This is a genomic window from Lachnospira rogosae (ex Hitch et al. 2025), assembly GCF_040096455.1.
Lineage (GTDB): Bacteria > Bacillota > Clostridia > Lachnospirales > Lachnospiraceae > Lachnospira > Lachnospira rogosae.
The window spans coordinates 96,614-123,267 of the sequence record NZ_JBBMER010000004.1 but is presented as its reverse complement, the minus strand read 5'-3'; the positions used below and the strand labels follow the sequence as shown (position 1 = coordinate 123,267).

Here is a 26,654-nt window from a genome sequence, read left to right as displayed (position 1 = left end):
TAAAATATATTATTATAAAGTAACAAGAAAAGAATCCCGAAATCCGAGATTCTTTAATAAAATCATCTATTTAGTATAAAACACTTTCAAGGAAAAGTCCATAGCTCTCAGCTGGAAGTGACATAACAACATCCTTGCCAGCCATAATATTCTCTACATCTTCCACCTTCTTAAGTCCGCTTCCTACATCAAGAAGCATACCAATCATATATCTTGCCATATTATGAAGGAAATCATCTGCTGTTATTCTTATCTCACAACTGTCTCCATCTGTAGTTATCTCTACATCTTTGATATCCCTTACTGTAGACTTGCTCTTCTTCGCAGTAGTAAATGCTTTAAAATCATGCTTTCCAATCATATAAAAAGCTGCCTGCTTCATAGCCTTAATATCCGGAATATCAAATGTATGATAAGCATACTTTCTTGTAAATACATTCGCTACATTAGCCATATCTATCTTGTATACATATGTCTTCTCCCTCGCATTAAGCTGGCTATGAAATCTTTCATCTACTAATTCCACGCGATTAACAGCTATATCCCTTGGAAGATATCTGTTAAGGTAATTCTTAACCTCTACAGGCTGGTACTTATCATTAAGCTTGAAATTAGCTGTCTGATTAAGTGCATGAACACCTTTTTCTGTTCTGCATCCAACATATATATCAATATCTTCACCTGTCATCTTCTGAATTATCTCTTTAATCTTACATTCTATAGTGTTAGAATTGGAGTCCTTGCCCATTCTGACCCAGCCGTCATATCTCCCACCATCATATTGAAGTTGTAATCTATAATTGTACATCTATTCTTCCATAACCTTTTCAATTGTATTAACAATCACGTCCATATCAAAAGGCTTCTGTATAAAATCAGCCGCTCCTTTCTTAAGAGCCTCTATCATATTAGCCTTCTGTCCTGCCGCTGTTACCATAATAATCTTGGCATCAGGGTCTATCTCTATAATATCCTTAACTGCATCTATTCCGCCAAGAACCGGCATTGTAATGTCCATAGTTGTTATATCCGGTCTGTATATTCTGAACTTTTCAACGCCTTCTGCTCCGTTAACAGCCTCTGCAACAATCTCGTGTCCAGCCTGTTCAAGCATATTTCTTAAGAACTTTCTTGAAGTCTTAGAATCATCTACTATCAAAATCTTCGCCATAATATTCCTCCGTTCCATATGTCTATAATTAACCACCCGGCTTGTGCAGAAGCATTTAGTATCTGTAATCAACTGCAAATGCAATATATCTATAACAATTCATCAACTAACAAATAATTGACTGATGATTATTAACAACTTCAGCTTCTGTAATACGCCTTAACTATGTACATATATTTTTATACATTAAGCTTAACTTTATCATCTGCAACCATAAGCAGATTAAATCTATGTCCTTTCATATTAAATGTAACTACATACATTCCATTATCCGCTTTAATCTGTGTATCCTGATAAAATACTGGTGGGTGTAAAGACACCTCTATCTCTTCATAACTGAGCTTAGTCGCATATGCACCATTAATAATATTAATAAGCTCGCATATTGCATCATAAGCATCAGCATCAAACTTATTCATATCTTCCTGGGAAAATGTAGATGCAACGCAAAGAAGGTCAGCATCTTCACCTGCTATCCCTAAGAATACATCTATATCTCCGTCCATAATCTGACAGCCAACAAATTTGCCATCAAATTCCTTCTGATATATTATTCTCTCAAGTTCAATCTCAGTGCTCATAAACTGTGTAAATACCTTTAAAACACTCTGCATCTGCTTATTATAATATTCTGTATTCATATCAAGAAATGTTGTAACCATATCATCTATATTACCATCCTTGATAACCTGCAATTCATTGTCAGTAAATACAGATCCAGAATGATTCTTAGCAATATACTTGTTAATCATCTTATCCTGCATACCTCTTCTCCTTGTGCATAACCTTCTATAAATACATTATTCATACAATTTTACTGTAAGATTATTATACATCAAGAAAACATATATTAGCAACATCAATTTTCACTTATAAACACTTATTATCGGATTTTATTTTCACTTATAAATGCTTATCAGTTTAATTGTTTAGACAGTTTATTCAATTTGCCACATTTATCATATACAACTTGTGCATATTTCACATTTAATATCCCAAAGATAATACACTAAAATTGACGCACAAACAACCCCAGCATTAAAATTAATTAATGCCGGGGTTGATTAAATATCTATTATTCTAATCTGTTTATAATAACAGCTTTATATTAAGCGTTCTCTACTGAGTAGTTAGGGGCTTCCTTAGTGATATGAATATCGTGTGGATGACTCTCTCTTAATGCAGCAGATGACATCTTAATAAACTTACCTGTCTCCTGAAGCAATGGAATTGTAGGTGCTCCACAATAACCCATACCTGAACGAAGACCTCCCATAAGCTGGAATATTGTATCTTCAACAAGTCCCTTATATGCAACACGTCCTTCAACACCTTCTGGAACAAGCTTCTTAGCACCTGTCTGGAAGTATCTGTCCTTGCTTCCATTCTCCATAGCTGCAATAGAACCCATACCTCTATAAACCTTATACTTTCTGCCCTGGAATAACTCAAATGAACCAGGAGCTTCATCACAGCCTGCAAGAAGACTTCCGAGCATACATACACTACCACCGGCAGCAATAGCCTTAACTATATCACCTGAGAACTTGATACCACCATCAGCGATAACTGGAATACCGAACTTCTTAGCTTCTGCATAAGCATCCATAACTGCTGTTACCTGAGGTACACCAATACCAGCAACAACTCTTGTTGTACAGATAGAACCAGGTCCTATACCAACCTTAACTGCATCTACACCAGCTTCGCAAAGTGCCTTAGCAGCTGCACCTGTAGCAATGTTACCAGCGATTACCTGTAAATCAGGGAATGCTGACTTGATATTCTTTAATGTTGTAATAATATTCTTAGAGTGACCATGTGCTGAATCAATTACAATACAGTCAACACTTGCATCAACAAGAGCCTGAACTCTATCCATAACATTGGCTGTAATACCAACTGCAGCACCTGCAAGAAGTCTTCCCTGTGAATCATGTGCAGACGCAGGATACTTAATAGACTTCTCAATATCCTTTATTGTAATAAGCCCTCTTAACTTGAATTCATCATCAACGATTGGAAGCTTTTCTTTTCTTGCCTTGCCAAGGATCTTCTTAGCTTCTTCAAGAGTAATTCCAACTGGAGCTGTTACAAGATTCTCGCTTGTCATACATTCCTTAATTGGTCTTGAGAAATCTTCTTCAAATTTAAGATCTCTGTTAGTAATAATACCAACAAGCTTTCTATCATCATCTGTGATAGGAACACCAGAAATTCTGAACTTACCCATAAGTTCGTTAGCTTCCTGTAATGTATTATCTGGATGTAAGAAAAATGGATCTGTAATTACTCCATTCTCTGATCTTTTTACCTTATCAACTTCCTCTGCCTGCTGCTCAACTGACATATTCTTGTGGATAATACCTATACCACCCTGTCTTGCCATAGCGATTGCCATTCTATGTTCAGTAACTGTGTCCATACCTGCACTCATCAAAGGAATATTAAGCTTAATATTCTTTGTAAGATTAGTTGTTAAATCGATCATATTAGGTGTTACTTCTGAATACTGTGGAACTAATAACACATCGTCAAATGTAATGCCCTCACCAATAATTGTACCCATTTTCCTTTGTCCTCGCTTTCCTGTGAATAAAATAATTAAGTTATATGCGCGTAATAACGCAATTCTTGGTACAAAAAAATCCGAATACTTAATTCGGACATTTCTGTGTGGAGAAATCTGATAAACGTTCTATCATATTCCTTTTGTTTATAATATTAGAATTGTATCAGAGCATTTTTTAAAAGTCAATAACTTTAAACACATCTTTTTCAACAACATTTTGTATGCTGTGAAGAATACGTTCATCAGGATATACAAATACCCTGACCAGTTCGTTATGTTCATTATAAGCATATATGACAACCGAATCGTGGTTGCTTGCACCAACTGAATAATCATAAGTCTTAACGTCCATATGGTTCATACGGAGTGCATCCTGCGAATCAGCTCTTGCCACAAGCTTTGCTCTTGAAAGTGTATACACACCACATCTTTTTCTTGCTGATTTTGCCATAATCCTATCAATCGTAAGCGTATCATCCACTATCGAATACTCAAGCTCTGCATTATAATACTGGAATACCAAAAATGTCATCACCGCAAATAATGCAAGCACAATTATTCCAAATGTTCTTGTCTGTGGTATGGTTGTAGCCGCCACAATACAGCCTATTATAAGCAATGCCTTATAAACAACTGCTGTCTTAGGCGGTTTTACCTTTACTATCTGTTCTACTGCTACATCAAACATAAAACTACTCCTATCTTGTAATACTTCCAATTAATCAAAGTAATTAATTTTCTTCTTAGTGCCTGCAGCCGCCTTAACCTTTACATCTGGTATCTCATAGTCTTCTATATCAATTATATCCTTGCTTTCGTCGCACATTATAAGTAATTTAGCAATCATTTTAAGCTTTTCTTTCATTCCGAAGCTTCCACCAACACTATAAGCTGTGCCATTTACTTCATATCTGTTCATTGATGAGAAATATACTGGTCTGTCTTCTTTAGCAACATCTGTATAATCTTTAACATCAATACATAATAAAGCATCTGCTGCTTCCTCTAACTTGTCTGGGTGCTTAGCTATAACAGAACTGCATATTGTTCCAAGCATATCTGTCTGGTTCTGCGCGTATTCATTACCATATACGCTGAATTTCACAAGTGCTCCACTTCCCTTGCCGCCAGCAGAAGAACCACCTCTGACCTTTACCGCTGGAAGTTCAACCTGTTCTGAGCTGAATATCTCTGGGCTTTCACCACATATATTAAGCAGAAGTGCCATTTTCTTTAACTTGTCTACTACTGAATATGATGTTCCAACGCATATATGGCTTCCATTAGCGAATTCAAAGAATTCACAGCTTCTGAAATATGTAGGCATATCTGCCTTACGATTCTCAGAAAGACTATAATCAACATCAGATACGCAGTTCATCCCATTATACGAAGGAAGTTCGTCCACAGTATCCTGATGTTTATTAAGAATATGTGCAAAAAATGTAAGCATCATATCTGACTGATTAAGCTCATACTCCTTGCCATAAAGCGTAAATCTGATATCACCTGTACTTGTAGCCTGTCTTGTTCTGGTGTTATCAGTTATATTGTTGTTGTCTGTAGATGTGGCAAAATCATCTGTAGTAACGCTGTCTGTTGATGTGCTATTTTCATCATCAATAATATCATTGCTGTCTATTTCATTGATATTTGTGTTATTATTTGCCACATTGTTATTCTCTGTACTCTGAATATTATCAGAAGTTCTATTATTCTCAATGTCAGCTTCTGTAGTATTATTCTTAACGGCTGGTGCAGAAGCACTGCTCTGACTTGCTGTAGATGATGTAGTTGTGGCAGATGATGAAGCATTGATGTACTTTTCTTTAAGTTCCTCCAATACATCAATATTAATTTTGTCATTCTTATCATTAGTAAAATTGTTATACATTAACTGTGCACAATCACCAGCTGTTCCATATTTCTGAATACTATAGCTTGACTCTTTAAAAATATAACTAAGCATACTTATCGCAACTCTATGTGCTGTATTCAGACTATCTATAGTTGACCTGACATCTTTCTTTAACTTGCTCTTTACTGCAATATTATCTTCCATGACATCTTTAAGGACATTTACTTCCTCTGGAACCATCTTTATTGCCATACTCTGACTTTCTTTTGCAACTGTATTATTATACACTGCATCTTCCATTTTTTGTATTGTAGACATATTATCATCCAATGCAATATAAAAATTCTCAAGATACTTACCTTTTTCCATCTTTAAATCCTCTGAACGTGTTACAAGCTGTTCTATAAGGCAGGCATAACTACGGAAATAGTTAAGACTAAGAAATGAAATCATAGCAACACAATCAACATCATATAAACGCTCCTTAATATTCTGTAACCAGTTCTTAGAAATATTCTCCTGAAGCTCTATATCTATATATACATTAATTCCACGTTTTCTAAGTTCATATACAAATTCATAAACTTTCTCTTTATCCTTACTTGCATAACTTACAAATACATAAGGTTCACCCTTTATCCATCCATCTTCAAGTTTCTTTTTAAGCTCATCAATATCAGCCATCACCATTCCTCCTGCGTGACAATTAAAATCCAATATGGAAGTATTATAACATACCCCCTGACTTTTTTAAATAGAAACAACTATCCCTGGTATTTTATCTTGTAATATTTCTTACCCAAATATACTTCTTATAATGTATATATACTGCCGGGAGCTTTACAAGCTCATCAAGGCTTATTATGATATATACAAGCCAGACTGGTGCATTGAATACAAATGCTGCAACAAAGCCAAGTGGAACTGCAAAGAACCACATTGCACCAATATTTCCCTTCATATCAAACTTTGCATCACCACCAGCGCAGAATATTCCATCCAGAACAGTTGTATTCACCGACTGCCCCATCAGATTAATGCCGAGGACTATCAGCATAAAGCCAAGATACCCCTTCGCTGTATCTGACATAGGGGCTGCACGCGATACAACCGGAGCTATAACTATAAGAAGCAGACCTGTTATTATCCCAATCGCTATTGACAGTCTTGTAATTCTTCCACCATATTCCCTGGCTTTATAAAGCTTACCTGCTCCTAGTAGATTACCTATAATAATTCCTGCCCCGGCACTAACGCCCCTTATAACGCACTGTACCATACTCTTTACTATACTGGCTATGGAATTCGCTGCAACAGCATCACTTCCCATATGTCCAAGTATAACTGAGTATAATACAAATGCAATGCCCCACACTAAGGAGGCACATAGCACAGGCATTGTGTAATACCAGAAATCTCTTGTAAGTGCTTTATCTGTATGAATAATTCCTTTCCACTCCAGAGTGGCAATCCTGTCTTTGTTAACTGCAATATATGCCCATACAAGCTCTATCACTCTTGATATTACAGTTGCATAAGCCGCTCCACGTATGCCAAGACGTGGCATACCAAGTAGTCCAAATATAAGGACAGCATTGCAGACTATATTAACTGCAACTGCTGATGAGCTGATAACAGAGCTTTGAGCTGCCCTTCCTGTATTCTTAAGAAGAATCAGATATACCTGTGATACTGCACACAGCACATAGGATAAGGCTACCGCCCTGATATATAGTGTACCGCTTGCAATAAGCTCCGGTTCGTTAGTGAATATCCTTATAAGTCCCTCAGGTATGAGAAACGCAAGAATAGTGAATATGCCACCTGACAACAGATTAGCATATAAAGCCACCGGCATGACCTTTTCAATAGCTTTTATGTCCTTCTTTCCCCAGTACTGTGAAATCATTATTCCTGAGCCTGCTGTTATCCCTGCTATAAACAAATTAAGCACAAACTGTATCTGTCCGGCAAGTGAAGCTGCAGACAACGAGGTCTGGTCTACAAAGCCCAGCATAACCGCATCTGTGGCACTCACAAGTGCCAACATAAACTGCTGTATAGCTATCGGAACAACCAGTTTAACCAGCTTTTCTGACAAATCATCATTCTTTCTTCTATTAAAAAACATAAACCAAGCTCTCCTGAAATATATGAATCAGCTCAATCTGCTGTAATCCACTTAATAACCTTGATAGCATAACATATTGCTTATACATTACACAACAAAAAGTCCCCTTGTTTATGAATATAAAACATAAACAAAGGGACTTTTTTAATATAATGTAAGTGTTAAATTTATTTTATCAACTTACTGATGTATAGCAAATTATTACTTATTACATCATTCCGCCCATACCGGCAGCTCCTGCTGGCATTGCTGGTGTATCTTCTTTGATATCAGCTACAACTGACTCTGTTGTAAGGAGTGTTGAAGCTACACTTGTAGCATTCTGTAATGCACTTCTTGTAACCTTAGCTGGGTCAAGAATACCAGCATCAATCATATTAACGTATTCATCATTAAGAGCATCGTAACCTGTTCCTACTTCTGACTCTCTTACTTTGTTGATGATAACTGCACCTTCAAGACCTGCATTGTGAGCAATGTGGTATAAAGGAGCTTCAAGTGCCTTAAGAATAATCTCTGCACCTGTCTTCTCATCACCACTGAGTGTAGCAGCAAGTTCAGCAACCTTCTTAGAAGCGTGGATATAAGCAGAACCACCACCTGAGATAACGCCTTCTTCTACAGCAGCTCTTGTTGCATTAAGGGCATCTTCCATACGAAGCTTAGCTTCCTTCATCTCTGTTTCTGTTGCAGCACCAACTCTGATAACAGCTACGCCGCCTGCAAGCTTAGCAAGTCTTTCCTGTAACTTTTCCTTATCAAAGTCAGATGTTGTTTCTTCAAGCTGTGCACGAATCTGTGCAACTCTTGCTTCGATATCTTCCTTAGCACCTTCGCCGTCAACGATAACTGTATTTTCTTTCTGAACCTTAACTGACTTAGCTCTACCAAGCATATCCATTGTTGTATCCTTAAGTTCAAGACCAAGTTCTTCTGAGATAACCTGACCACCTGTAAGAATAGCGATATCCTTAAGCATTTCCTTACGTCTGTCACCATATCCAGGTGCTTTGACAGCTACAACATTGAATGTACCTCTTAACTTATTAACGATAAGTGTCGTAAGAGCTTCACCTTCAACATCTTCTGCAATGATAAGAAGCTTAGCACCGCTCTGGACTATCTGTTCAAGAACTGGTAAGATTTCCTGAATATTAGAAATCTTCTTATCTGTGATAAGGATATATGGGTTATCAAGGTTAGCTTCCATCTTATCCATATCCGTTGCCATATATGCTGAAATATATCCTCTATCGAACTGCATACCTTCTACAAGATCAAGTTCTGTCTTCATTGTCTTAGATTCTTCGATTGTGATAACACCATCATTAGAAACCTTTTCCATAGCATCAGCTACCATCTGACCTACTTCTTCATCACCAGCTGAGATAGATGCAACCTTTGCAATCTGGTCTTTTCCTGTAACCTTCTCGCTCATATGTGCAATAGCTTCAACTGCACAATCAGTAGCCTTCTTCATACCTTTTCTTAAGATGATTGGGTTAGCACCTGCTGCTAAGTTCTTCATACCTGCATTAACCATAGCCTGTGCAAGAACTGTAGCTGTTGTTGTACCATCACCTGCTACATCATTAGTCTTAGTAGCAACTTCCTTTACAAGCTGGGCACCCATATTCTCAAATGCATCTTCAAGTTCGATATCCTTAGCGATTGTAACACCATCGTTAGTGATAAGTGGTGCACCATATGATTTATCAAGAACTACGTTACGTCCCTTTGGTCCGATTGTAACCCTTACAGTATTAGCTAATTTATTAACACCCTCTTCAAGAGCTTTTCTTGCTTCAATTCCGTATTTAATTTCCTTTGCCATTGCTATTACCTCCATTATTATCTGTAATAAAAATATATCTGATATCAACTAACTATCACTTTTCATATATCCGCCAGTAAACTGGCTGTATCTGATTAGTCCTCGATTACCGCAAGAATATCATTCTGCTTTACAACGATGTATTCTTCATCATCAAGCTTAACTTCTGTTCCAGCATACTTAGAATATATTACCTTATCACCAGGCTTAACCTGCATTGTAACTTCCTTGCCATCAACAACCCCGCCAGGTCCAACTGCAACTACCTCTGCCTGAGATGGTTTCTCCTTTGCCTGTCCTGGTAATACGATACCTGACTTTGTAGTTTCTTCTGCAACTAATGCTTTAATTACAACTCTGTCTCCTAATGGTACTAATTTCATATATATCCTCCATTCCGCTGTCTGAAATGTATATGGCAGCAATTTGTTTTTTGCTTGTTAGCACTCATTTCAACCGAGTGCTAATTTCAATAAAATTAAGATAGCACCCGGCTAATAATTTGTCAACAGCTATTTCTAAATATATTAATGATTTAACATTTTGATTATACTTTTTTTATTTTTTATTCTTATTAGCGACACCCATCTTGACAGTCTTTCCATAATAGAAAAGATACTGCTGTGCATATCCGCCAAGCTCGCCAAATCTTTCCTTAGCAAATGCAGCTATAACATCTTTGGAAGTATCATTTCCGTCAAAATACAGATATTCCATTATTCTTTTTATCCACACATCAATAGGAAAGCTGTCCCTTTTACCCAATGCAAAAAGGCTTACACAGCTTGCGACCTTGTTGCCAACCCCTTTTATCTGACACATTTTCTCAATGCCCTGCTCACTATCCAGTGCAATAAGCTCATCATAGCTGATTTTTCCCTCGCCGACACATTTTACGGCATCATATATGTAAGGTGCTCTAAAGCCTGTCTTTAATTCCTTCAAATCCTCTACTTCTGCTTTGGCTAACTTCCTTACATCAGGAAATGTATACATAGGTACACCTTTCACCTCACCCGCATAATCGCCATACTTTGCAGAAATATCTGCAACAATCTTCTTTATATGTGGTATCTGTTTGTTCTGCGATATAATAAATGAAATAAGTGTCTCAAAAAATTCCTGATTAAGAATTCTGACACCTGACATTGCCTCAATTGCTTCCTTAAGCTTATCATCTTTCTTTAGAAGCCTTTCCTTTATAAGACCATAATTCCTGTCTATATCAAAATAATTTCTCCACAAATCCATATACAGCTTCTCGTCAGTATCATAAAATACAATTTCTTTTTCAGTCTGTATTATATGTAACATATGTCCAAATGCTGTAAGGACATAATCATTTTCATCAAGCTTATTAAAATGGAAGCACTGTCCACATTCAAGTGTTTCATTCAATTCAAAATCATCAGGTTTGTTAATAATATAATCGCTCATATTAATTCTCCTCCCTGTACAAAATAAAATGCACGGTATATTTATTATCAGACTGCCATAAATATCCATATATCTAGCAGTTGTGTATTATTTTATAATGTAATATAATTATAATATATGATGTAATAATACCAAATTACATTTAATTTAACAAAGTAATAAACCTAAATTATTATAGAAAGATTTATTAACATATATGAAAAATTTATATAAGCCTATCCATAAGCGTGTCTGCGTTATACTCACACTTGTGCTTTTATCTGTCGCATTGACAGGCTGTACAATTCCAATATCGTTTAATATGTCTTCCAATTCAGCTATGACAATACCTAAGGCTGCATTTTCCCAGTCCGCAGATACAACGGAGGAGATTGTGCAGGCTATAATTGCAAGTATGGATAGTGATAATAATGTCTGCGAATTATTCATTACTGATGAGGAGTTAATTGATGCCAACAAATGGCTTTCATTAATTAACGGCATAGAACAGTTAAGATGTGAATACAGGCGCATTAAAAATGGTTTCAATGTGCGGATAACTTATGAATGTTGGGACAATTTTGCAATTATTAAAGCTTACAGAAGTGAGTCAACATATAATCTTAATGAACGCCAGCTTGTGCTTTATGACAAATATACCAAAATACTTGAAGAGATTATTTCGCCAAATCAATCTGATATAGAAAAAGAGATTGCCATACACGATTATCTCGTTGATAACATCAATTATGTTGATACCGGCGACTCTTCCTACAACGCCTACAGTGCATTAATCAACGGAATTGCCGTATGTAGCGGCTATACTGAATGTTTTAAGACATTGTTAGATATGCTTGGAATAGAAAATGCAACGATTTCAGGAGAGGCTGGCGGACAGCAGCACATATGGAATGTTGTCAACCTTGATAATCACTGGTATCACGTTGATGTAACGTGGGATGACCCTGTTGGCTCATCATCTGATTATATCGACCACTCATATTTTAATATCAGTGCTGACGATATGGCACTCGACCATACTTGGGACAGAAGCCGTTACTCCGCTTATGAAAAATGTGGTGCAAAATATTCCTACTGCAGATACAAAAAACTACCTTTAATAAGCAATGTCAACCAACTAAATAAACTCATATATTCAACAGTTAAAAATAAAACTGCACATATTGAATTCACTACAACTTATAATGCAGATCTTAAAGAGGCAATATCAAGAACCGGACAGCAGTTATCCTATTCTTATAAGAATATTGATCGTGTTAATTACACGTTATATTCTGTTACATTTACCTATTAATTGATATATAAATGTAATAATTATTACATTTATATATCAACAAAAAGCTGATTATCTCCATTTTTATTAATGAGGGTAATCAGCTTTTATTAATATCAATTAATTTCTTAATATAATGTATATATCATACCATAAATCTTGTGCGGCTTTTCTGCACATATAAAGTTCCATAAGGAACTTTTAAGATGAGCACTTTTGTGCTCATTATACCATAATGAACTTATCTTCTTCCGGAAAATAACACATTATTATGTTATTGGATATTAACTCCTGTATCTTTTAATGTTGCTCTTACGAGTGAGTCTTTGGCATTTTTCCAAGGCTCATTGGCATATTTGTGGTCAAATTTATTAATAAACCAAGCCACATCGTCTCTCACTCTCTTCATATTATCTATGTAAAGCTTAGTGATAAGTTCTGTGAATTCCGTATACTGTGCTCCTGAAAGCTTGCCGCTCGCCCTTTTCATCAAAAGTCCATAGTGGCTGGTACAAAAGCCTTTGCAGCTCTTAAGCTTATCGACAAAATCTTTGTCGTGTTTATACATATAAAACACTGTATCTATGTATCTTTCAATTGTATCTTCTACTTTATCGCACACAAAGCATTTTCCTTCAAGCTCATCAATATAACTGCACACCTGTGCCTCTTTGCCCTTTTTAAGTAATGTCTTTCCTGCGCCCTTATCATCACTATAGCTTTCTATCTGCTTAATGACATAATCCATATGTGTCTTCATAACAAGCGCATAACCAAGTCTGTTATTCTGCTCATATATCTTCTTAATGTGGCGACTGCAAAATCCAATTTTATCAGTCTTTTCTCTTATGTCATCTTCCATATAGCTCGGACCCATTGCATACTCAACCGCATCATTCTCCAGCTTTTCAAACATTGAACAAATCGGACATTCACTATCCAACGCAAACGCATCATTAACTGGAACTGTATATATCTTTTCTTTCATAATTGGATATCCTTTTCTATTAATCTTGTAGTGGTATTTTAGCAAGAATAGGGAGAATATTCAATATATTGGGGAAGCCAAGTTATTTAGGTTACTTAACTTGTCTTGTCATCAATCTGAACCGGAATTTACACATAGTAGAAATTATTTAGGTTACTTAACGATAAATGGTGCGGATTATCTGCCACAATCTACACACAGCAGAAATTATTTAGGTTACTTAACACAATAGTAGAAATTCTTTAATAACATATCTACACACAGTAGAAATTATTTAGGTTACTTAACATGGCACATACACAGAATATCCTTTAAATCTACACACAGTAGAAATTATTTAGGTTACTTAACATCAGAGAAAATCGAACAGATACTTACATCTACACACAGTAGAAATTATTTAGGTTACTTAACCCGGATATAACATAAAAGCCGGAAAAATCTACACACAGTAGAAATTATTTAGGTTACTTAACTCTTATATCGTCATATTATATAATTATTCCTTTGTTAAGTAACATTTTTTGATTATTTTTTGTGCAATACGCACATATTATATTAAGTAACCCATCTAATTTTAAATATTAAGGTCAAGGTTTGCATTCTCAAATGTTTCAGCTTATTATAATAAAGTCCTTCTCATCATTCTTTGCATATCCAAACCTCAGTACTTCACAACTTGATGAAAGTTTAAATATAATAACACTATCCTCTTGCGAAAAAGATTTCTCATATTTGTTCTTCAAGTCATTTACTATATTATTAACGATTTTTTCACTGTTGTCAATTTCAAACACGGAATATTGTAATCTATGTCCAAATCTTGAAAGATATTTAGCAAATTTAGTTCTTAATTTGTCATTTGATATATCATAACTTACAACTACCATAATACCTCCAATCTAGTTATATATTAAACTGCGGAAATTCTGATACACTTTTCATTTTCATAAAATATCTATAATAGCTTTGTATATACATAAATATTTCATCTTTATATTCCATAATTGCCTGCATTAAAAATTGAATATATTGTGGATTATTCTTATATTTTAAACACCAGTGTTCATCATATTTTTCGAAATCATCAATTTTACATTGACCTAGATTAATAGCTTTTCGCACTTCATAGTCAATAATAGGTCTTATTGGTTCCATTATATCGCAAACTAATGATTTCCTCATATAGAAACACTTATGAAACCCCCCATAATATGTATCAAATCCATAAACTTGCAACATTGCATCAACAATATTAAAAAGCATTGTATAACCTATGTCTAATACAACATTCACATAGTCACTTTTAATTCTTGGCTTTCTCCCATTCCATTGAACATTATCAAACATTCTCGGAAAGTAAACTCTTGCAGCATTTCCCTCAATCCCCATAATTTCTAAATATTCTTTTGGGTTATTAAGTTCAATCACCATCTCATTTAATAGTTGTATTGCTTCGTTTTGATACTCAGTCTTTTTTCTTATGTTTTTTAATACCTGTGCCTGATTTTTTATTTTATTTTGTTCAATAAGTCTACCTATATCGTTACCATCATATTGATATTGATGTTTTCTCAAAAGCGTATTACCTTCCATTCTTGCGCCTATAACATCATATACTTTAAATGTTGTACTCATTAAACATATAGAAAACCCAAACTTTTTACTTCTCTGTATCAATCCACTCGTAATAGATATATTTCCAACAACACATAACATAAACAATCTATAACAAGTCGACTGAAACTTTATCTTTCCATCTTGGTCTTTCACTATAACATTATCGTTTGAAAATGATAATTTATCACCAATATTAGTCAATAAAAAAATCACTTGTTTCTTCTTGAAATCATTAGCACTCAACATAATTATTCCTCTTTAATTAATGACTTATCACACGCCTGCTCATATATACATTTACTACATTTTTCTTTATTAGTCTGCTCAAATTTATCCATATCAAATAACCTAATCTGGTTAATTAATTGTTTAAATTTATTTTTCATTGCCACATCATCATCTGGAAGTGCAATTTTATATTTTTTATTATCATCAAGACTTCTTACTTCTAAATGATTAATCTCATACCCCATCTCTGTCATTGCATAATATTGGGCATATAATTGAAAAATATATCCGTCATATATTTTCTTAACAAACTTTTTCCGTTCTATAAGTGTCTTACTAATTTCATCATACAAATCTATTTTCCCAACAATCTTATATTCATCTGAATACACATCTAATGCCATTTTTACGCTTTTTCTCGTAGAATATTTTTTATTATCTACTTTCTCGTGTGCCTTCGTACCATTAATCTGATACTGTGATTGATATGTCAAATTGTCCTGATTTCCATATAATTTATGAAAATATATGGAAACCGGACAAAATATAAAATCATTGAGATTAGAAATTAATATCAAATCTTCCATCTACTCAAACCTTCTATTCTGAATATAATCAAGCCATTCAGTAACACCTATATACAATTCGCTTTCTTTTAACTTCTTATCATCACTCCAATTTTCTTTAATTTTATTAATCTCATATAGTCCTTTTAATGCAATACAATATGCTCCATTAGCATCTGCATCTTTTGGCATTATTTGTTTATCATCAATAATATCATCTGATTTTTCATTTTCTTTATAATCAGATGAATCAAAAAATCCATTATGCGAATTTAAGACTGGCGATACAAGCCTGTCATAATCATCGCCTTCTGCTTCACTCTTACTATTCCTTAGCTGAACTGTATACTTGAATTTTTCAAACAAGTTACATATAAAATCAGCATTTCGCATTTCATCCATATGTGATATATCTTCCCTTATATCGTGTCCATCTTTATATTCAATACCGTATTGTTCCATAAGCTCAATTAAATCTTCGGTAAGATTTAACACTTCTGAACCTGACCATCTGCCATCTTTATATAATTTCTTAATTCTTTCTCCATATGTATAGGTCGTCCATTCATTTACTGGAATACTTACATTATAAGTTTTAAAGTTATTATAATCAAAAGAGAAAGCAAATAGTTGTCTATGTCCGATTTTTTCATATTCCGCAGAACCTTCATTAACATATCTGATTGAATTCATACTCATAAGAAATTCTTTTTTATCCTTAACTTTAGCGTTAATAGCACTTCCCGAATATTTCTTAAAGTCAAATATATTAATGAATCCTGTAGCTGGGTCTATCTTTGATGTATAAGCTGCCGGCACATAGAATATACAGCCGCACTGCTTTCCTATCTGCAATGCACTCTTAGGAAGATATGTAAGCTGGTATCCCTTTAATATTCCTCCATTCTCATCAGCCTTTTTTTCTTTAAACACAAGATAATTAAGCTTGCTAATCAGCATATTTTCAAATTTCTGATACACTTGACGTTCAACCTTAAATCTTCCTCTCTTAAATCCTCTATTTAAATCTTCCATTACAATTATCGCATTATAATCTACTACCATTCTTGCTATCTTAGATATAACACCTGACAGATAACCATTTTTAACATCTTTAATCTTACCAATTTCCTGCCAGTTCTTTCTTGCATTATCTCTTGTCTTTTCCATATTTTTAAGTTTATTCTTATAGTCATAATTATTGACAAGATTAAATGATTTCTGTTCTATAATATTTCCTTTATTATTAATGACAGAAATGTATATAAGATTTCTCTCGCCACGATCTATTCCAATAACATTCATATTATTATGCTTAGCTATGTATTCAATCATCTTAGCATTAATATTTTCGTCATCTACTCCATAATTAATTGTTATTGGAAAATGAAGGAAATATTTATCTTCTGTATATCTCTTATCTTTAATAATATCTATTGGGTTCTTACGATGTCCGATTCTTTCAAGTATTTCAACAAGTTTTTTATCTTTTTCTACATCAATAACATAATCATTATTATAATAATTATAAACTTTTATATAATCCTCATCAGTTAAAGATACCCTTACTCCAGCTTCATTAATATATGTCTTATTAACAAGAACTGTATCTTTCTTATGAGTTATATTTCTTTTCATACTCGATTTACGATAGAAAAGCTCAGCATTACCATTTAATTCAATGCAGATATTCTTAAGGTTATCCTCACTAAATATGTTCTTTAGATACATTGTATGAAGATTGTCTTTTCCTGTACTATGCGATGATAAATCTTTATTATATATCTCAAATAGATATATTTTTCCTTCCTCATCAAGCCTGTTAATATCTGCTTCACTTATATATGCCCACGAAATTGAGTATCCTTGCTTCTCAACATCTTTATAGAACTGGCCTATATCATTATATTGAGTAGTTTCCTTGAATTTGAATCCATAATTCTTCCATTCAGGATGTTTATTTATACACGCTTTATAATAATCTATTAAATCGTGGCAGTAATTAATATCAAAATTACCACTTGATTTGATATGCCTGTTCTTCTCATATCCTTCTAATATATATGATGATGGGTTATAATCTCTTTTTCCTGTATTCGATTTAATAAATACCCATGGAAGCATTTTATTAGGACCCGGCAGGAGATTATATACCATTTTTTTATAATCTGTCGATAATCGCTGCTCTTCACTACCTTTTATTATCTGTTTATCAGGCTTATTATTCACATTAAATATCGCTATATAATATTTGTTGTTCCTAAGCAATATTATTGCATTATTATCAAATTCCTTACTCCTTGACCAGCCACTGGCAAGTGTTGGTGAAGCAAAATTAAGCTTAAACTTCTGTGTACTGTAAGGCTTCCTGGTGACATAATTACGAATTCTGTCATAAAGTGTCACTACATTTTCCAATTCATAATATATATCTTCAAGCTCAGCATAAAATGCGTTATCTTTTTCCACAACCTCATCTATGATAAATGTCTGCAGCCAATGATATATCGACATTATATCATCAAGATCTTTCTTTATATTAAGTGCAGTTTCCTTATTCTCTATAAGACTATCACCTGAATCATAAGTTATTGTATGCAGACTCATATTGGCTAATAATTTTGACATTTTATTAAAATATCCAAGCACTCCATGTCCGCTAAACGCCCTGCCCGAATTATCATCATCCATATTAGAAGCATTAAAATAATCTGGCTCATAATCTGATACAATACTGTCCAGTTCTTTAACACTCATAAATTTATTGTCTTTCTTAGCCTTTTCAATTTTCTTAGCCTTGCTTTGACCTTTTCCCGCTATTGTATTATACCAATATCTTTCTATAGCTGATTCTATCACACCCCAACCGCCATACACATAACTTGACACATTCGTATAACATCTTGCATTAATATAAATCTTTGCTGTATCATATATATTACTATTCTGCAAAACATTTCCAAGCCTGTCTATCAGCTTAACTTCTTCAAGCCTGCTAATAAATCCATTAAATGCAGCATATACTTCTTCATCATTCTGATACATTGGAGGAATTTCAAATGCCTTTTCTGATATACCCATTATCTGTTTTTGAAGCTTCGTCATCTTAAATACATTAGCTTTAAGCTTATTCTGCTGGCAGTACAAATTCATATGTTTGTTGACATCCCCACATATCTGATTGTAATAATCTATGCCCTTCTGCGCAAGTAGCTCATTATAATAATCCTCAGAAAAAATATGCTCTAATCTCCAGCTATCAAGCAACTCTGTTAATTCTTCTTCAATTAGCGCAATTTCGGTTTCGGCTTTTTCCTTTATACACATAAATGTCTTCAAATTATCGTAAAATATCGAAGCATTAACATTAACAATCCTATAGCATATAGATGATGCTCCTCCATTTTCTTTAAACATATTTTTTCTTATATTAAAATAATCAGTAAAATATGTAGTAAAGCCTTTAAAAAGCGCAATTGTTTCAAGTGCTTTCTCCTTATCTTCACCGATATAATTCTGTTCTACATAAACAGGAAGAAGCTGTGTTATCAATTTAGCTTCAAACATTGATTTAAAATTATCATCTGCTGATAACAGTTTAGCTATCTCTCCTCGCTTTGATTTTTCCACCAAATCCAGCTTATCTCTGTTGTCTTTATCATTTTTCTTATATTTTTCTTCTATTGCTTCAAACAGATTCCTAAAATCCAGATTATTGGTATCATTCAACTTATGTGTAATATAATCTCTATAATATCCATCAGCTATCCGCTTCAACTCCAGACTTTGCTGTGTTTTGTATTCATCTTCCGTGATAATTCCCTTCTGCTTAATATGTTTCATCGTTAATGGTGTTGGTCTCAGCTCATTTCTTAATGTCTTTTGAACCTTCGATATTGCTACAAATTCACTGAAATCACCTGTTACATTATTCATTATCATACCTCCATCATCTCCATCTATTTATATCAATTAATATATCATTCTTGTCAGTATTTTTATATTTAATGATAATATAACATCGTTTATACTTTTTTGTAAATAGGTGTTAATATCATTTTAATAACTTGCAAAAAAATAACACTTTCGTGTTATTTAATAACCTAACCTATTTAATCTACAATCTGTATATTTCAGTAGAAATTATTCAAAGCACTTAGCATCTTACAACTAATGTATCTATTTAAAGCAAAACCTGACAATATATTTATTATGTCAGTATCCATCTTTATATTTGTGATTAGGCTTTAATGAGATTATATTTAATTACACACTATATGTCAATTTTAATATAATCTTCAACATATATTAATTCCAGATAATCATAATCAACTCTGCACAGTGTCATCAAGTCATTTCATACATATAATATTAGTAAATTTAATATATGGAGTTTTTTCGATTATGAGAACGCAGAATACGTGGGCGATTGCTATGTGTTATGTACCGTGGCAGAAATGGGGAGATTTGTATGACCCTTGCAAAGCCCTTAAATGTGGAACATTATTTCCTGTATTATCCAAACCTTTTACAGGAGGCAGAGTATGAATAATATGACTAACCAGCCATCTATGAACCAGAGGTCTTCCTGCAATTGCCAGCAGAATTGCAATAATGGCTATTCTAATAATAGCTGCAATAACAACCGCAATTACAATAACAATCTGTGCAACAGCGGCAATTCCAACAGTACCCTCACTCCAACCCGACAGTCCAGTTGTACTTTAACAGCCGACAAACGTGGGCTTATGCAGAATATTTATGAACTGGGATTTGTACTAACAGAAGTCAATCTCTACCTTGATACTCACCCCGATGACCTTGAAGCAATTGAATATTATGCACAGATTAAAGATAAATACTGCGATTATATGACACAGTACGCAGATTATTATGGACCTCTCGATAAATTACACATTTCCAACGACAATTACTGGATGTGGGTAGCAACTCCAATGCCTTGGGAAATGGAGGGCTGCTGATATGTGGAATTATGAAAAACGACTTGAATACCCTATTAAAATAAAACAGACGAACCCTACTCTGGCGGCTATGATAATCAGTCAATATGGTGGACCATACTTCAATAAGGTATACAGTTTCCCTTCTTATTTATATAGGTATATTATCATAGTGTTTTTAAATATACAATAGCATTATATTCTTTCGATATTATGTACATCTATTGCACTTGTTACTGTATTGCCAATACCAATTACTGCTCGATCACCATTAATCTGAATAACATCATATTCATCATAGTAAAGGTTAAATGCTCGGTCAGTGTCATAATCGACATTAAGAATAACTCTTACTTTATCGCCAACTTTTATATCTGTATTATCACAGCCTTCAACATTCGAATTGTCGCTTGATATAATACAACCATCGTTGACCCAACCTGTTCCATCATTGATTAAGTAAGGATTGGCCGCCCAAGGAATAACCCTTGTGATTGTTCCACTATTAAATCCCTGTGATGGTGTAAGTCCTGATTCTGATGTTGATGAAGCATATATTGCATTATACTCAACATAATCTCCTATCTGATACTGTAAATGCTCTGTATCTGTCTCATCAGCACTGATATTATCATCTGAATCAAAATTATCATTCCTGTGATCATACTCATTAGCCTGTATAAGTCTGTCAAATAACTCGTCACGCATAATGTCATAATCTACTCTTGTACCATCGTTTAAATAATAGTCACTAGTCTCCTGGGACATAGCAAATTTATCTTCACAGATCTCACCATTATCATCCCAATGAGCTTCCCAGATAAGAGCACCGTGTTCTATAAGTTCATCTACGTTCATATAATCATTTAACCAACTATGGCTTGCATAGATACCCTTTGCAGTTATGTCTGATAATGCATCAAGCCATACAAGTGCAAGCTCCTGTGTATAATGATAATCAATGCCATTTTCAGCCTTGTATCGGTCTGCATCCTCGATATCAAGATACAATCCCATTGTTGGATTACATTTATTATACCATTCCCTGATATGTGCAGCTTCGCTTAACGATTCATCATTGTTGCCAGCATACTGATATAGATAAAGTCCATACGGAATACCTCTCTTCTTGCATTCATCTATATATGTCTGTGCCATAGAATCACACTGTCTGCACTCGCTGTCATCCTCGCTTAAGTCACTGCCATAGGCACAACGGATTATAACAAAATCAAAATTCTCCTTAATGTAATCAAAATCAAGATTTCCCTGATATCTGCTTATGTCTATTCCTCTTTTCATAACTATTCCTCGCTTTCATTTTTATCTTTAATATTTTCTAATTCTGCTTTCTTTTCCACCTGACTCTTAAGATTGCTTACAATAGGCTGTAAAAATGGTGGAAGTGTAACACCTATATCATTGATGTTTTCTAATATAGATATAATTTCATTGCAAATCAGCCATATTGCCACTATGCAAGCAACTAAAAATGTAAATGGCAATGTTATTCCAACAACATCCGCTGAATAAGAAAGGAGCTGGTCAACTATTACACCAACTCCTACTAAAAGCCACATACATATTTTCTTTGCTATGCCTCTTATTCCTTTATAGCTGTCTATTTCCTGATTTCTAAATTTAGATGCTATAAGACCTGTTATATAATCTATTACATTGCAGGTTATCAATAACATAACTGGTATTGCCAGTATACCTAACGCACTCATTATTATGCTCCATATTGCCACTATAATTGTTTTTGCTCTTTCCATTTGTTTCCTCCTGATTTATATATATTTACTTTAATTTTACTTATTGGGTGCTCTAATCATCTCTATTACTCTCCTTTATTTACTAAATTCTGTTACCAGCTCATTTAATTTATTTTCAAATTCCGTTACATCTTTCGTATATGTTGCCTTATTTGCTATATATGCCTGGGCATTAGCTATGTTACGATTTATAGACAACCCTCCATTGGCGGAGATTGTAGCATTCATATACATAATATCTGTAACTGCACCATTCTCCTCTACACTGCTTGTTCCATTTAATGTTATAGATTTGTTTACATTTAACATTTTTACCTCTTTCTACCACTTCTGTGGATTTTATCCATTATTAACACCTATTGCCATCCATCTGGTTCCATATGCAAATGATGTTGTTGGTTCATACACCGAATACTTAAAATAAGTTTCTGTAACTTCAGTCAAACAAATATTTTCATTAGAGAATAATGTCGTAGGCATAACTGAAATTAATGGTGGTGCAGCATATGATTTTTGAAATGTAATAATATATTCTTTCCAGGATCCACTACCAAAATTCCAGTTAGTTCCCCATTGAACAAACGGAATCCCATAATCAGCACTTATTTTTCTACCATAGATTAAACCTTGACTTCCTATCAAACCAATTGTATTAGCACCTTGGCTATTAGCTAACCAGAAAGCGCCGCCATTGTCCTCAAATCCTGCTCTTGTAACTAATTTACTATTTCTATAATAATCAAATCCATCTTTATAATATTTGGCACCATTTTTTCCTGAAATAATTTCAGATTCTTCTTTAAATATCGAAATTGCCTCATTACCAAGCATTATTTTATAGTCACTTTTATTATTTGTTTTATATATTGTAACTCCATTAAAAATGGTTCCTGTGCAGTCTAACGTATGCCCTAAAAATTGAGAAGTTATAAAACCAGATGCATTTATTTTTGTTGATGCAACCGAATTTTTTAAATTTACACTTCCATTATTTATTTCCAAATAACCATTATTCAGATTAAATGTACTTCCTGTACTATTAGCAACATAATTGGTACTTTTAAGCACTCCGGCTGTAACTGTTCCCAGGTTTGCGGATATTGCAGACAATGTAGATACACTTAACTCTGCGGCTGTAACTGAATTAGCAGCTATCTGATTAGCTGTTATTGTCTTGGAAGCTATCTTTGCGGCTGTAACTGCATTGGCAACAATCTTATCCGAGGTTACTGCATTTGCGGCTATTTTTGCCGAAGTTATAGCACTTGCTGCTATTTTATCTGCATTAACTGCATTTGCCGCTATCTTTTCTGTTGTTATTGCATTGACCGATATCTGTGTTGCCGTAACACTGCCTGTATATATCTTTCCACCATTAATAAGGGTCTTATTATTTGCAGCACACCAGCTTGCAATTGTAGATCCTTTAGCCTCCGCATAATCATTCTTTGGCGATTGGGTAGGTTCAAGATACACTGTATATGACGTATTTCTTGCTATATTAGTTTTAACAGTATATATTGTTACGTCACTTTTATTAGGTGTATAAATGTAATATCGTGCCCCACCACGCAACATAAAGTATATCTGGCTATGTTGTTGTACCTGCCCTACAAACGCAGGCATTTTATTACAAAAACGATAATTATTCTCCTCTAAATAGCCAGCGGCATCCGTTGTTCCCCAGCCACCTGCTAATACTCTTAAAATAAGATTGCAAGTAAAACCTTGATTATGCGTAGACCATACAGGTTTAGAACCGCTATTAAGCTGAACATTACATTCATAGTTATGTAAACCGTTATATGGTATAGAGGGACTTATTAATACTGGATAATATGTATCCGTGTTATATTTTGCATCTCTTAAATCTACAGTTATCTGATATCTTTTCTTGGCGGAGGCTATATCATTCTGCGTAGTGGAATCTAATTTCCCTATTGTAACTGAGCCCGCTGCCAATCTGTCAGCAGATATATATCCACTTGTAATCTTTCCTGCATCTATATTGGCAATCTTGGCATTCTGTATTGTTGCATCTGCTATTAAGGCATTGGTTATAGAGGCATTCGCAATGGCATTTGTTCCAAATTGACGTAATACCCAGCCTGTACCATTAAAGTAATACATCTTATTTGAATCTGCTGTATTAAACCATATATCATTAGTTTTTCTATTCTCCGCCAATGGTGCTGTTGTCTGATAAAATACTGTATTCTTGCCATCTGCTGTAAGCTGTGCTCCTTCCGCGGTCTTAGAAGCCGCCGCTGATAAAATTTTAGCCGCTTCCGCCGCGCTTAATGCACCCGCCGCATTTGTATTAGCTGTATCCGCCTTTTGTGCTGCATTTTCTATATCTTTGTCTGTTGTATTCATCCAGTCTGTGACATCTGTTCCAAACTTAGATGTATCTATTGCTCCTTCAGCTATCTGCTTACCATTAATTGTTCCTACCGTGATATTGGCAGCCTTAAGATTGATTACCTCGATGTTAGCGGCATCTATAGTTCCACTTGTTATTTTATTAGCAGTTAAATCTACTATCTTTGCATCTGTTATGCTTCCGTCTGCAATCTGAGCTGTACCAACCGCGCCTTTGTCTATCATTGCTGTCTTTATAGAGCCGGCCTCGATATTACTAAGCTTTATGTTAGCATACTTCAAATCTGCATCCTCGGCTTTTAGATAATTAGTCTTTATATCAATTATCTCTGCATTTACAGCGGTGATTTTTTCTGCCGTAACTGTATTAGCCTTAACCCAGTCGGCATCAACCTTCTTTGCTATTAATTCCTTTGCTAATATCAAATCAGAATATATTCTTTCGTTCTGCTGTGTTGTCGGACCTTTAAAATCTGTTTCAGTCTCAGTTTCCGTCTTCCCATAAGATGTAACAGTCATAGCCATACCGCCATCATATTCCTGTACCAAATTCATAACCGGCATTTTATATTCACCAGTACCATCATTGACAGTTATGATATCCCACGGATCCAGGCGTATATCTCCAAGTGTCTTTAACGAAGCTCCTCTATAAGTAAATCCTTTAATGCTCTGATATATATAACTTAATCTGTCTGACGTCATAAATGGGTTGGAAAAGGTTATTCCCAGTTGTCCACCGCCCTGCGTTAATTCAGTCTGGCTATCCACATTACAGTTAACATAGTCTAGATGAAAGTTGCTTTCATTATGCTCAAACGACATAATTCTTGTTTTATCTATAGAATACTCACATTCTTTATACCACTTAATAACAATAGTTCCGGCTCTGTCCACACATGCAAATCCACCAGCTAATCCAGCTATATAGCCTATCACCTCTCTGTATGTATATCCAACTGGTTTAGTCTGTATCATTATGTAATCCAGACCACTTACGTCTGCTGGAACACCACAGCTTGTACTTATCTCACTTAAAACCGAAGCAGCACTTGCTGGATATGTCAGATTAGATATATACAGCCCTGTAGTCTTCATCATTCTGTCATATGCTGTAAATGTCGTTGTTGCCTGATCACTTTGTGGGTGCTCTGCTGTAAAAAAGCCAAGTGGAATATATTCATACTTTCCACTTGGCAGCTTTAAACCTATCTCTACTGGTATCTCTGTGTTTTCAAATAATTCATCTATCTTCTTAAGAGTAATCTCTATCTTAGCAGATACCGCCGACCCTAGCTGTAATGCTTCATCTGCTGTGCTGGACGTCTCATAGCCCAATTTTTTAAATCGGGAATTATACCATTTTCCATTAATTCTTAATCTGGCTTCAAAAGTCCTCGATGGACTTCTTATTGTTTCTTTAAAAGCTTCCGTTACATTGTTATACATACACTTACTCCTGTATCATAAACTCTATTGCAGTAATATCTTCTAATGTAGTTCCGTCATATCCTTCTGAATCGCACTCATTAACATCTTCCAGCTTAATCATATACACATCAAGTTCTGTTTCAATGTTATACATATCATCAATTTCTTTAATTACCTCCTGCTCCTTATCTTCTGCAAACTTGTAAGAGCCATCTTCTACGACTGCATTCCCATTTTCATCCTTTAAAGCATTTTCCTTTAATACTCGTGTTCTTTCAGCGTTATATACCTCTAATTCTGCCAATAATGCTTTAAGATTTTTAGCAATTGCATAATTAACCTTAACTGGCCAATGTCTCTTTGAATTCTGTAACTTCTGTAATTCTGCTGCACATCTGTCAATCTGTTTGATTGTAAATTTCATATT

The 26,654-nt window shown here is 34.5% G+C and carries 23 protein-coding genes, 1 pseudogene and 1 CRISPR repeat array; of the genes and pseudogenes, 4 read left to right on the top strand and 20 right to left on the bottom strand.

What is annotated here, in order from left to right:
- Positions 1 to 70 precede the first annotated feature (70 nt).
- The 10 genes from truA to WMO14_RS06700 all read right to left on the bottom strand — a co-directional run bounded on the left by truA (position 71) and on the right by WMO14_RS06700 (position 11,003).
- Positions 71 to 808 carry a tRNA pseudouridine(38-40) synthase TruA gene (truA, locus tag WMO14_RS06745; RefSeq protein ID WP_055176342.1) on the bottom strand — a complete coding sequence of 246 codons (738 nt, stop codon included), beginning with the start codon at positions 806 to 808 and terminating at the stop codon, positions 71 to 73.
- The gene (locus WMO14_RS06740; RefSeq protein ID WP_022501562.1) at positions 809 to 1,171 is read right to left on the bottom strand and encodes a response regulator; all 363 of its coding nucleotides are present in this window, start codon (positions 1,169 to 1,171) and stop codon (positions 809 to 811) included.
- Between the two features lie 179 nt (positions 1,172 to 1,350).
- Positions 1,351 to 1,935, bottom strand: coding sequence for a chemotaxis protein CheX (locus tag WMO14_RS06735; RefSeq protein ID WP_022501563.1), 585 nt, complete (start codon positions 1,933 to 1,935; stop codon positions 1,351 to 1,353).
- Positions 1,936 to 2,279: 344 nt separating this feature from the next.
- Complete coding sequence (guaB, locus tag WMO14_RS06730) at positions 2,280 to 3,740, bottom strand: IMP dehydrogenase (protein ID WP_022501564.1); 1,461 nt, start codon at positions 3,738 to 3,740, stop codon at positions 2,280 to 2,282.
- 178 nt (positions 3,741 to 3,918) lie between these two features.
- Positions 3,919 to 4,431 carry a DUF6106 family protein gene (locus tag WMO14_RS06725; RefSeq protein WP_055176345.1) on the bottom strand — a complete coding sequence of 171 codons (513 nt, stop codon included), beginning with the start codon at positions 4,429 to 4,431 and terminating at the stop codon, positions 3,919 to 3,921.
- A gap of 30 nt (positions 4,432 to 4,461) precedes the next feature.
- The gene (locus WMO14_RS06720) at positions 4,462 to 6,285 is read right to left on the bottom strand and encodes a toll/interleukin-1 receptor domain-containing protein (protein ID WP_349153537.1); all 1,824 of its coding nucleotides are present in this window, start codon (positions 6,283 to 6,285) and stop codon (positions 4,462 to 4,464) included.
- 94 nt (positions 6,286 to 6,379) lie between these two features.
- On the bottom strand, positions 6,380 to 7,732 hold the full coding sequence (locus WMO14_RS06715) for an MATE family efflux transporter (RefSeq protein WP_349153536.1): 1,353 nt from the start codon (positions 7,730 to 7,732) through the stop codon (positions 6,380 to 6,382).
- A gap of 208 nt (positions 7,733 to 7,940) precedes the next feature.
- The gene (gene groL, locus WMO14_RS06710) at positions 7,941 to 9,566 is read right to left on the bottom strand and encodes a chaperonin GroEL (RefSeq protein ID WP_022501568.1); all 1,626 of its coding nucleotides are present in this window, start codon (positions 9,564 to 9,566) and stop codon (positions 7,941 to 7,943) included.
- 95 nt (positions 9,567 to 9,661) lie between these two features.
- On the bottom strand, positions 9,662 to 9,949 hold the full coding sequence (locus tag WMO14_RS06705; RefSeq protein WP_022207095.1) for a co-chaperone GroES: 288 nt from the start codon (positions 9,947 to 9,949) through the stop codon (positions 9,662 to 9,664).
- A gap of 175 nt (positions 9,950 to 10,124) precedes the next feature.
- Positions 10,125 to 11,003, bottom strand: a complete 879-nt coding sequence (locus WMO14_RS06700; RefSeq protein WP_055176353.1) for a DNA-3-methyladenine glycosylase family protein — start codon at positions 11,001 to 11,003, stop codon at positions 10,125 to 10,127.
- Positions 11,004 to 11,199: 196 nt separating this feature from the next.
- Here WMO14_RS06700 and WMO14_RS06695 point away from each other — a divergent pair, with 196 nt between their 5' ends.
- Complete coding sequence (locus tag WMO14_RS06695; protein ID WP_349153535.1) at positions 11,200 to 12,297, top strand: transglutaminase domain-containing protein; 1,098 nt, start codon at positions 11,200 to 11,202, stop codon at positions 12,295 to 12,297.
- Between the two features lie 253 nt (positions 12,298 to 12,550).
- Here the strand turns inward: WMO14_RS06695 and WMO14_RS06690 are convergent, their stop codons facing one another.
- The 5 genes from WMO14_RS06690 to cas12a form a co-directional block, all read right to left on the bottom strand.
- The gene (locus WMO14_RS06690; protein WP_349153534.1) at positions 12,551 to 13,264 is read right to left on the bottom strand and encodes a DUF6062 family protein; all 714 of its coding nucleotides are present in this window, start codon (positions 13,262 to 13,264) and stop codon (positions 12,551 to 12,553) included.
- A gap of 126 nt (positions 13,265 to 13,390) precedes the next feature.
- A CRISPR array of direct repeats spans positions 13,391 to 13,740; the repeat unit is 36 nt; unit sequence ATCTACACACAGTAGAAATTATTTAGGTTACTTAAC.
- A gap of 138 nt (positions 13,741 to 13,878) precedes the next feature.
- Entirely contained in the window at positions 13,879 to 14,154 is a 276-nt protein-coding gene (cas2, locus tag WMO14_RS06685) for a CRISPR-associated endonuclease Cas2 (RefSeq protein WP_055176361.1), read from the bottom strand.
- 16 nt (positions 14,155 to 14,170) lie between these two features.
- Positions 14,171 to 15,130 carry a type V CRISPR-associated endonuclease Cas1 gene (cas1, locus tag WMO14_RS06680; RefSeq protein WP_055176364.1) on the bottom strand — a complete coding sequence of 320 codons (960 nt, stop codon included), beginning with the start codon at positions 15,128 to 15,130 and terminating at the stop codon, positions 14,171 to 14,173.
- Between the two features lie 2 nt (positions 15,131 to 15,132).
- Positions 15,133 to 15,699: a type V CRISPR-associated protein Cas4 gene (cas4, locus tag WMO14_RS06675; protein ID WP_055176366.1), complete on the bottom strand. Its 567-nt coding sequence runs from the start codon at positions 15,697 to 15,699 to the stop codon at positions 15,133 to 15,135.
- Positions 15,700 to 19,614 (bottom strand): type V CRISPR-associated protein Cas12a/Cpf1, encoded by a 3,915-nt coding sequence (gene cas12a, locus WMO14_RS06670; protein ID WP_055176369.1) that lies wholly within the window; start codon positions 19,612 to 19,614, stop codon positions 15,700 to 15,702. It lies immediately after the preceding gene.
- 468 nt (positions 19,615 to 20,082) lie between these two features.
- Between cas12a and WMO14_RS06665 the strand changes: the two genes are divergently transcribed.
- The 3 genes and pseudogenes from WMO14_RS06665 to WMO14_RS06655 all read left to right on the top strand — a co-directional run.
- Positions 20,083 to 20,226 (top strand): spore coat associated protein CotJA, encoded by a 144-nt coding sequence (locus WMO14_RS06665; protein WP_349153533.1) that lies wholly within the window; start codon positions 20,083 to 20,085, stop codon positions 20,224 to 20,226.
- Positions 20,223 to 20,660: a spore coat protein CotJB gene (locus tag WMO14_RS06660; RefSeq protein ID WP_055306763.1), complete on the top strand. Its 438-nt coding sequence runs from the start codon at positions 20,223 to 20,225 to the stop codon at positions 20,658 to 20,660. The genes WMO14_RS06665 and WMO14_RS06660 overlap by 4 nt, the downstream gene beginning before the upstream one ends.
- Position 20,661: 1 nt before the next feature.
- A pseudogene (locus tag WMO14_RS06655) lies at positions 20,662 to 20,784 on the top strand (manganese catalase family protein); the annotation flags it as partial.
- A gap of 50 nt (positions 20,785 to 20,834) precedes the next feature.
- Here WMO14_RS06655 and WMO14_RS06650 read toward each other — a convergent pair.
- The 5 genes from WMO14_RS06650 to WMO14_RS06630 form a co-directional block, all read right to left on the bottom strand.
- Positions 20,835 to 21,941, bottom strand: coding sequence for a GH25 family lysozyme (locus WMO14_RS06650; RefSeq protein ID WP_349153532.1), 1,107 nt, complete (start codon positions 21,939 to 21,941; stop codon positions 20,835 to 20,837).
- A gap of 2 nt (positions 21,942 to 21,943) precedes the next feature.
- Positions 21,944 to 22,414: a phage holin family protein gene (locus WMO14_RS06645; RefSeq protein ID WP_116443918.1), complete on the bottom strand. Its 471-nt coding sequence runs from the start codon at positions 22,412 to 22,414 to the stop codon at positions 21,944 to 21,946.
- A 75-nt stretch (positions 22,415 to 22,489) separates the two neighbouring features.
- Positions 22,490 to 22,723, bottom strand: coding sequence for a hypothetical protein (locus WMO14_RS06640; RefSeq protein WP_116443919.1), 234 nt, complete (start codon positions 22,721 to 22,723; stop codon positions 22,490 to 22,492).
- A gap of 30 nt (positions 22,724 to 22,753) precedes the next feature.
- Positions 22,754 to 26,245, bottom strand: coding sequence for a hypothetical protein (locus WMO14_RS06635; RefSeq protein ID WP_349153531.1), 3,492 nt, complete (start codon positions 26,243 to 26,245; stop codon positions 22,754 to 22,756).
- Between the two features lie 4 nt (positions 26,246 to 26,249).
- On the bottom strand, positions 26,250 to 26,651 hold the full coding sequence (locus WMO14_RS06630; RefSeq protein ID WP_349153530.1) for a hypothetical protein: 402 nt from the start codon (positions 26,649 to 26,651) through the stop codon (positions 26,250 to 26,252).
- Between the last annotated feature and the right edge of the window lie 3 nt (positions 26,652 to 26,654).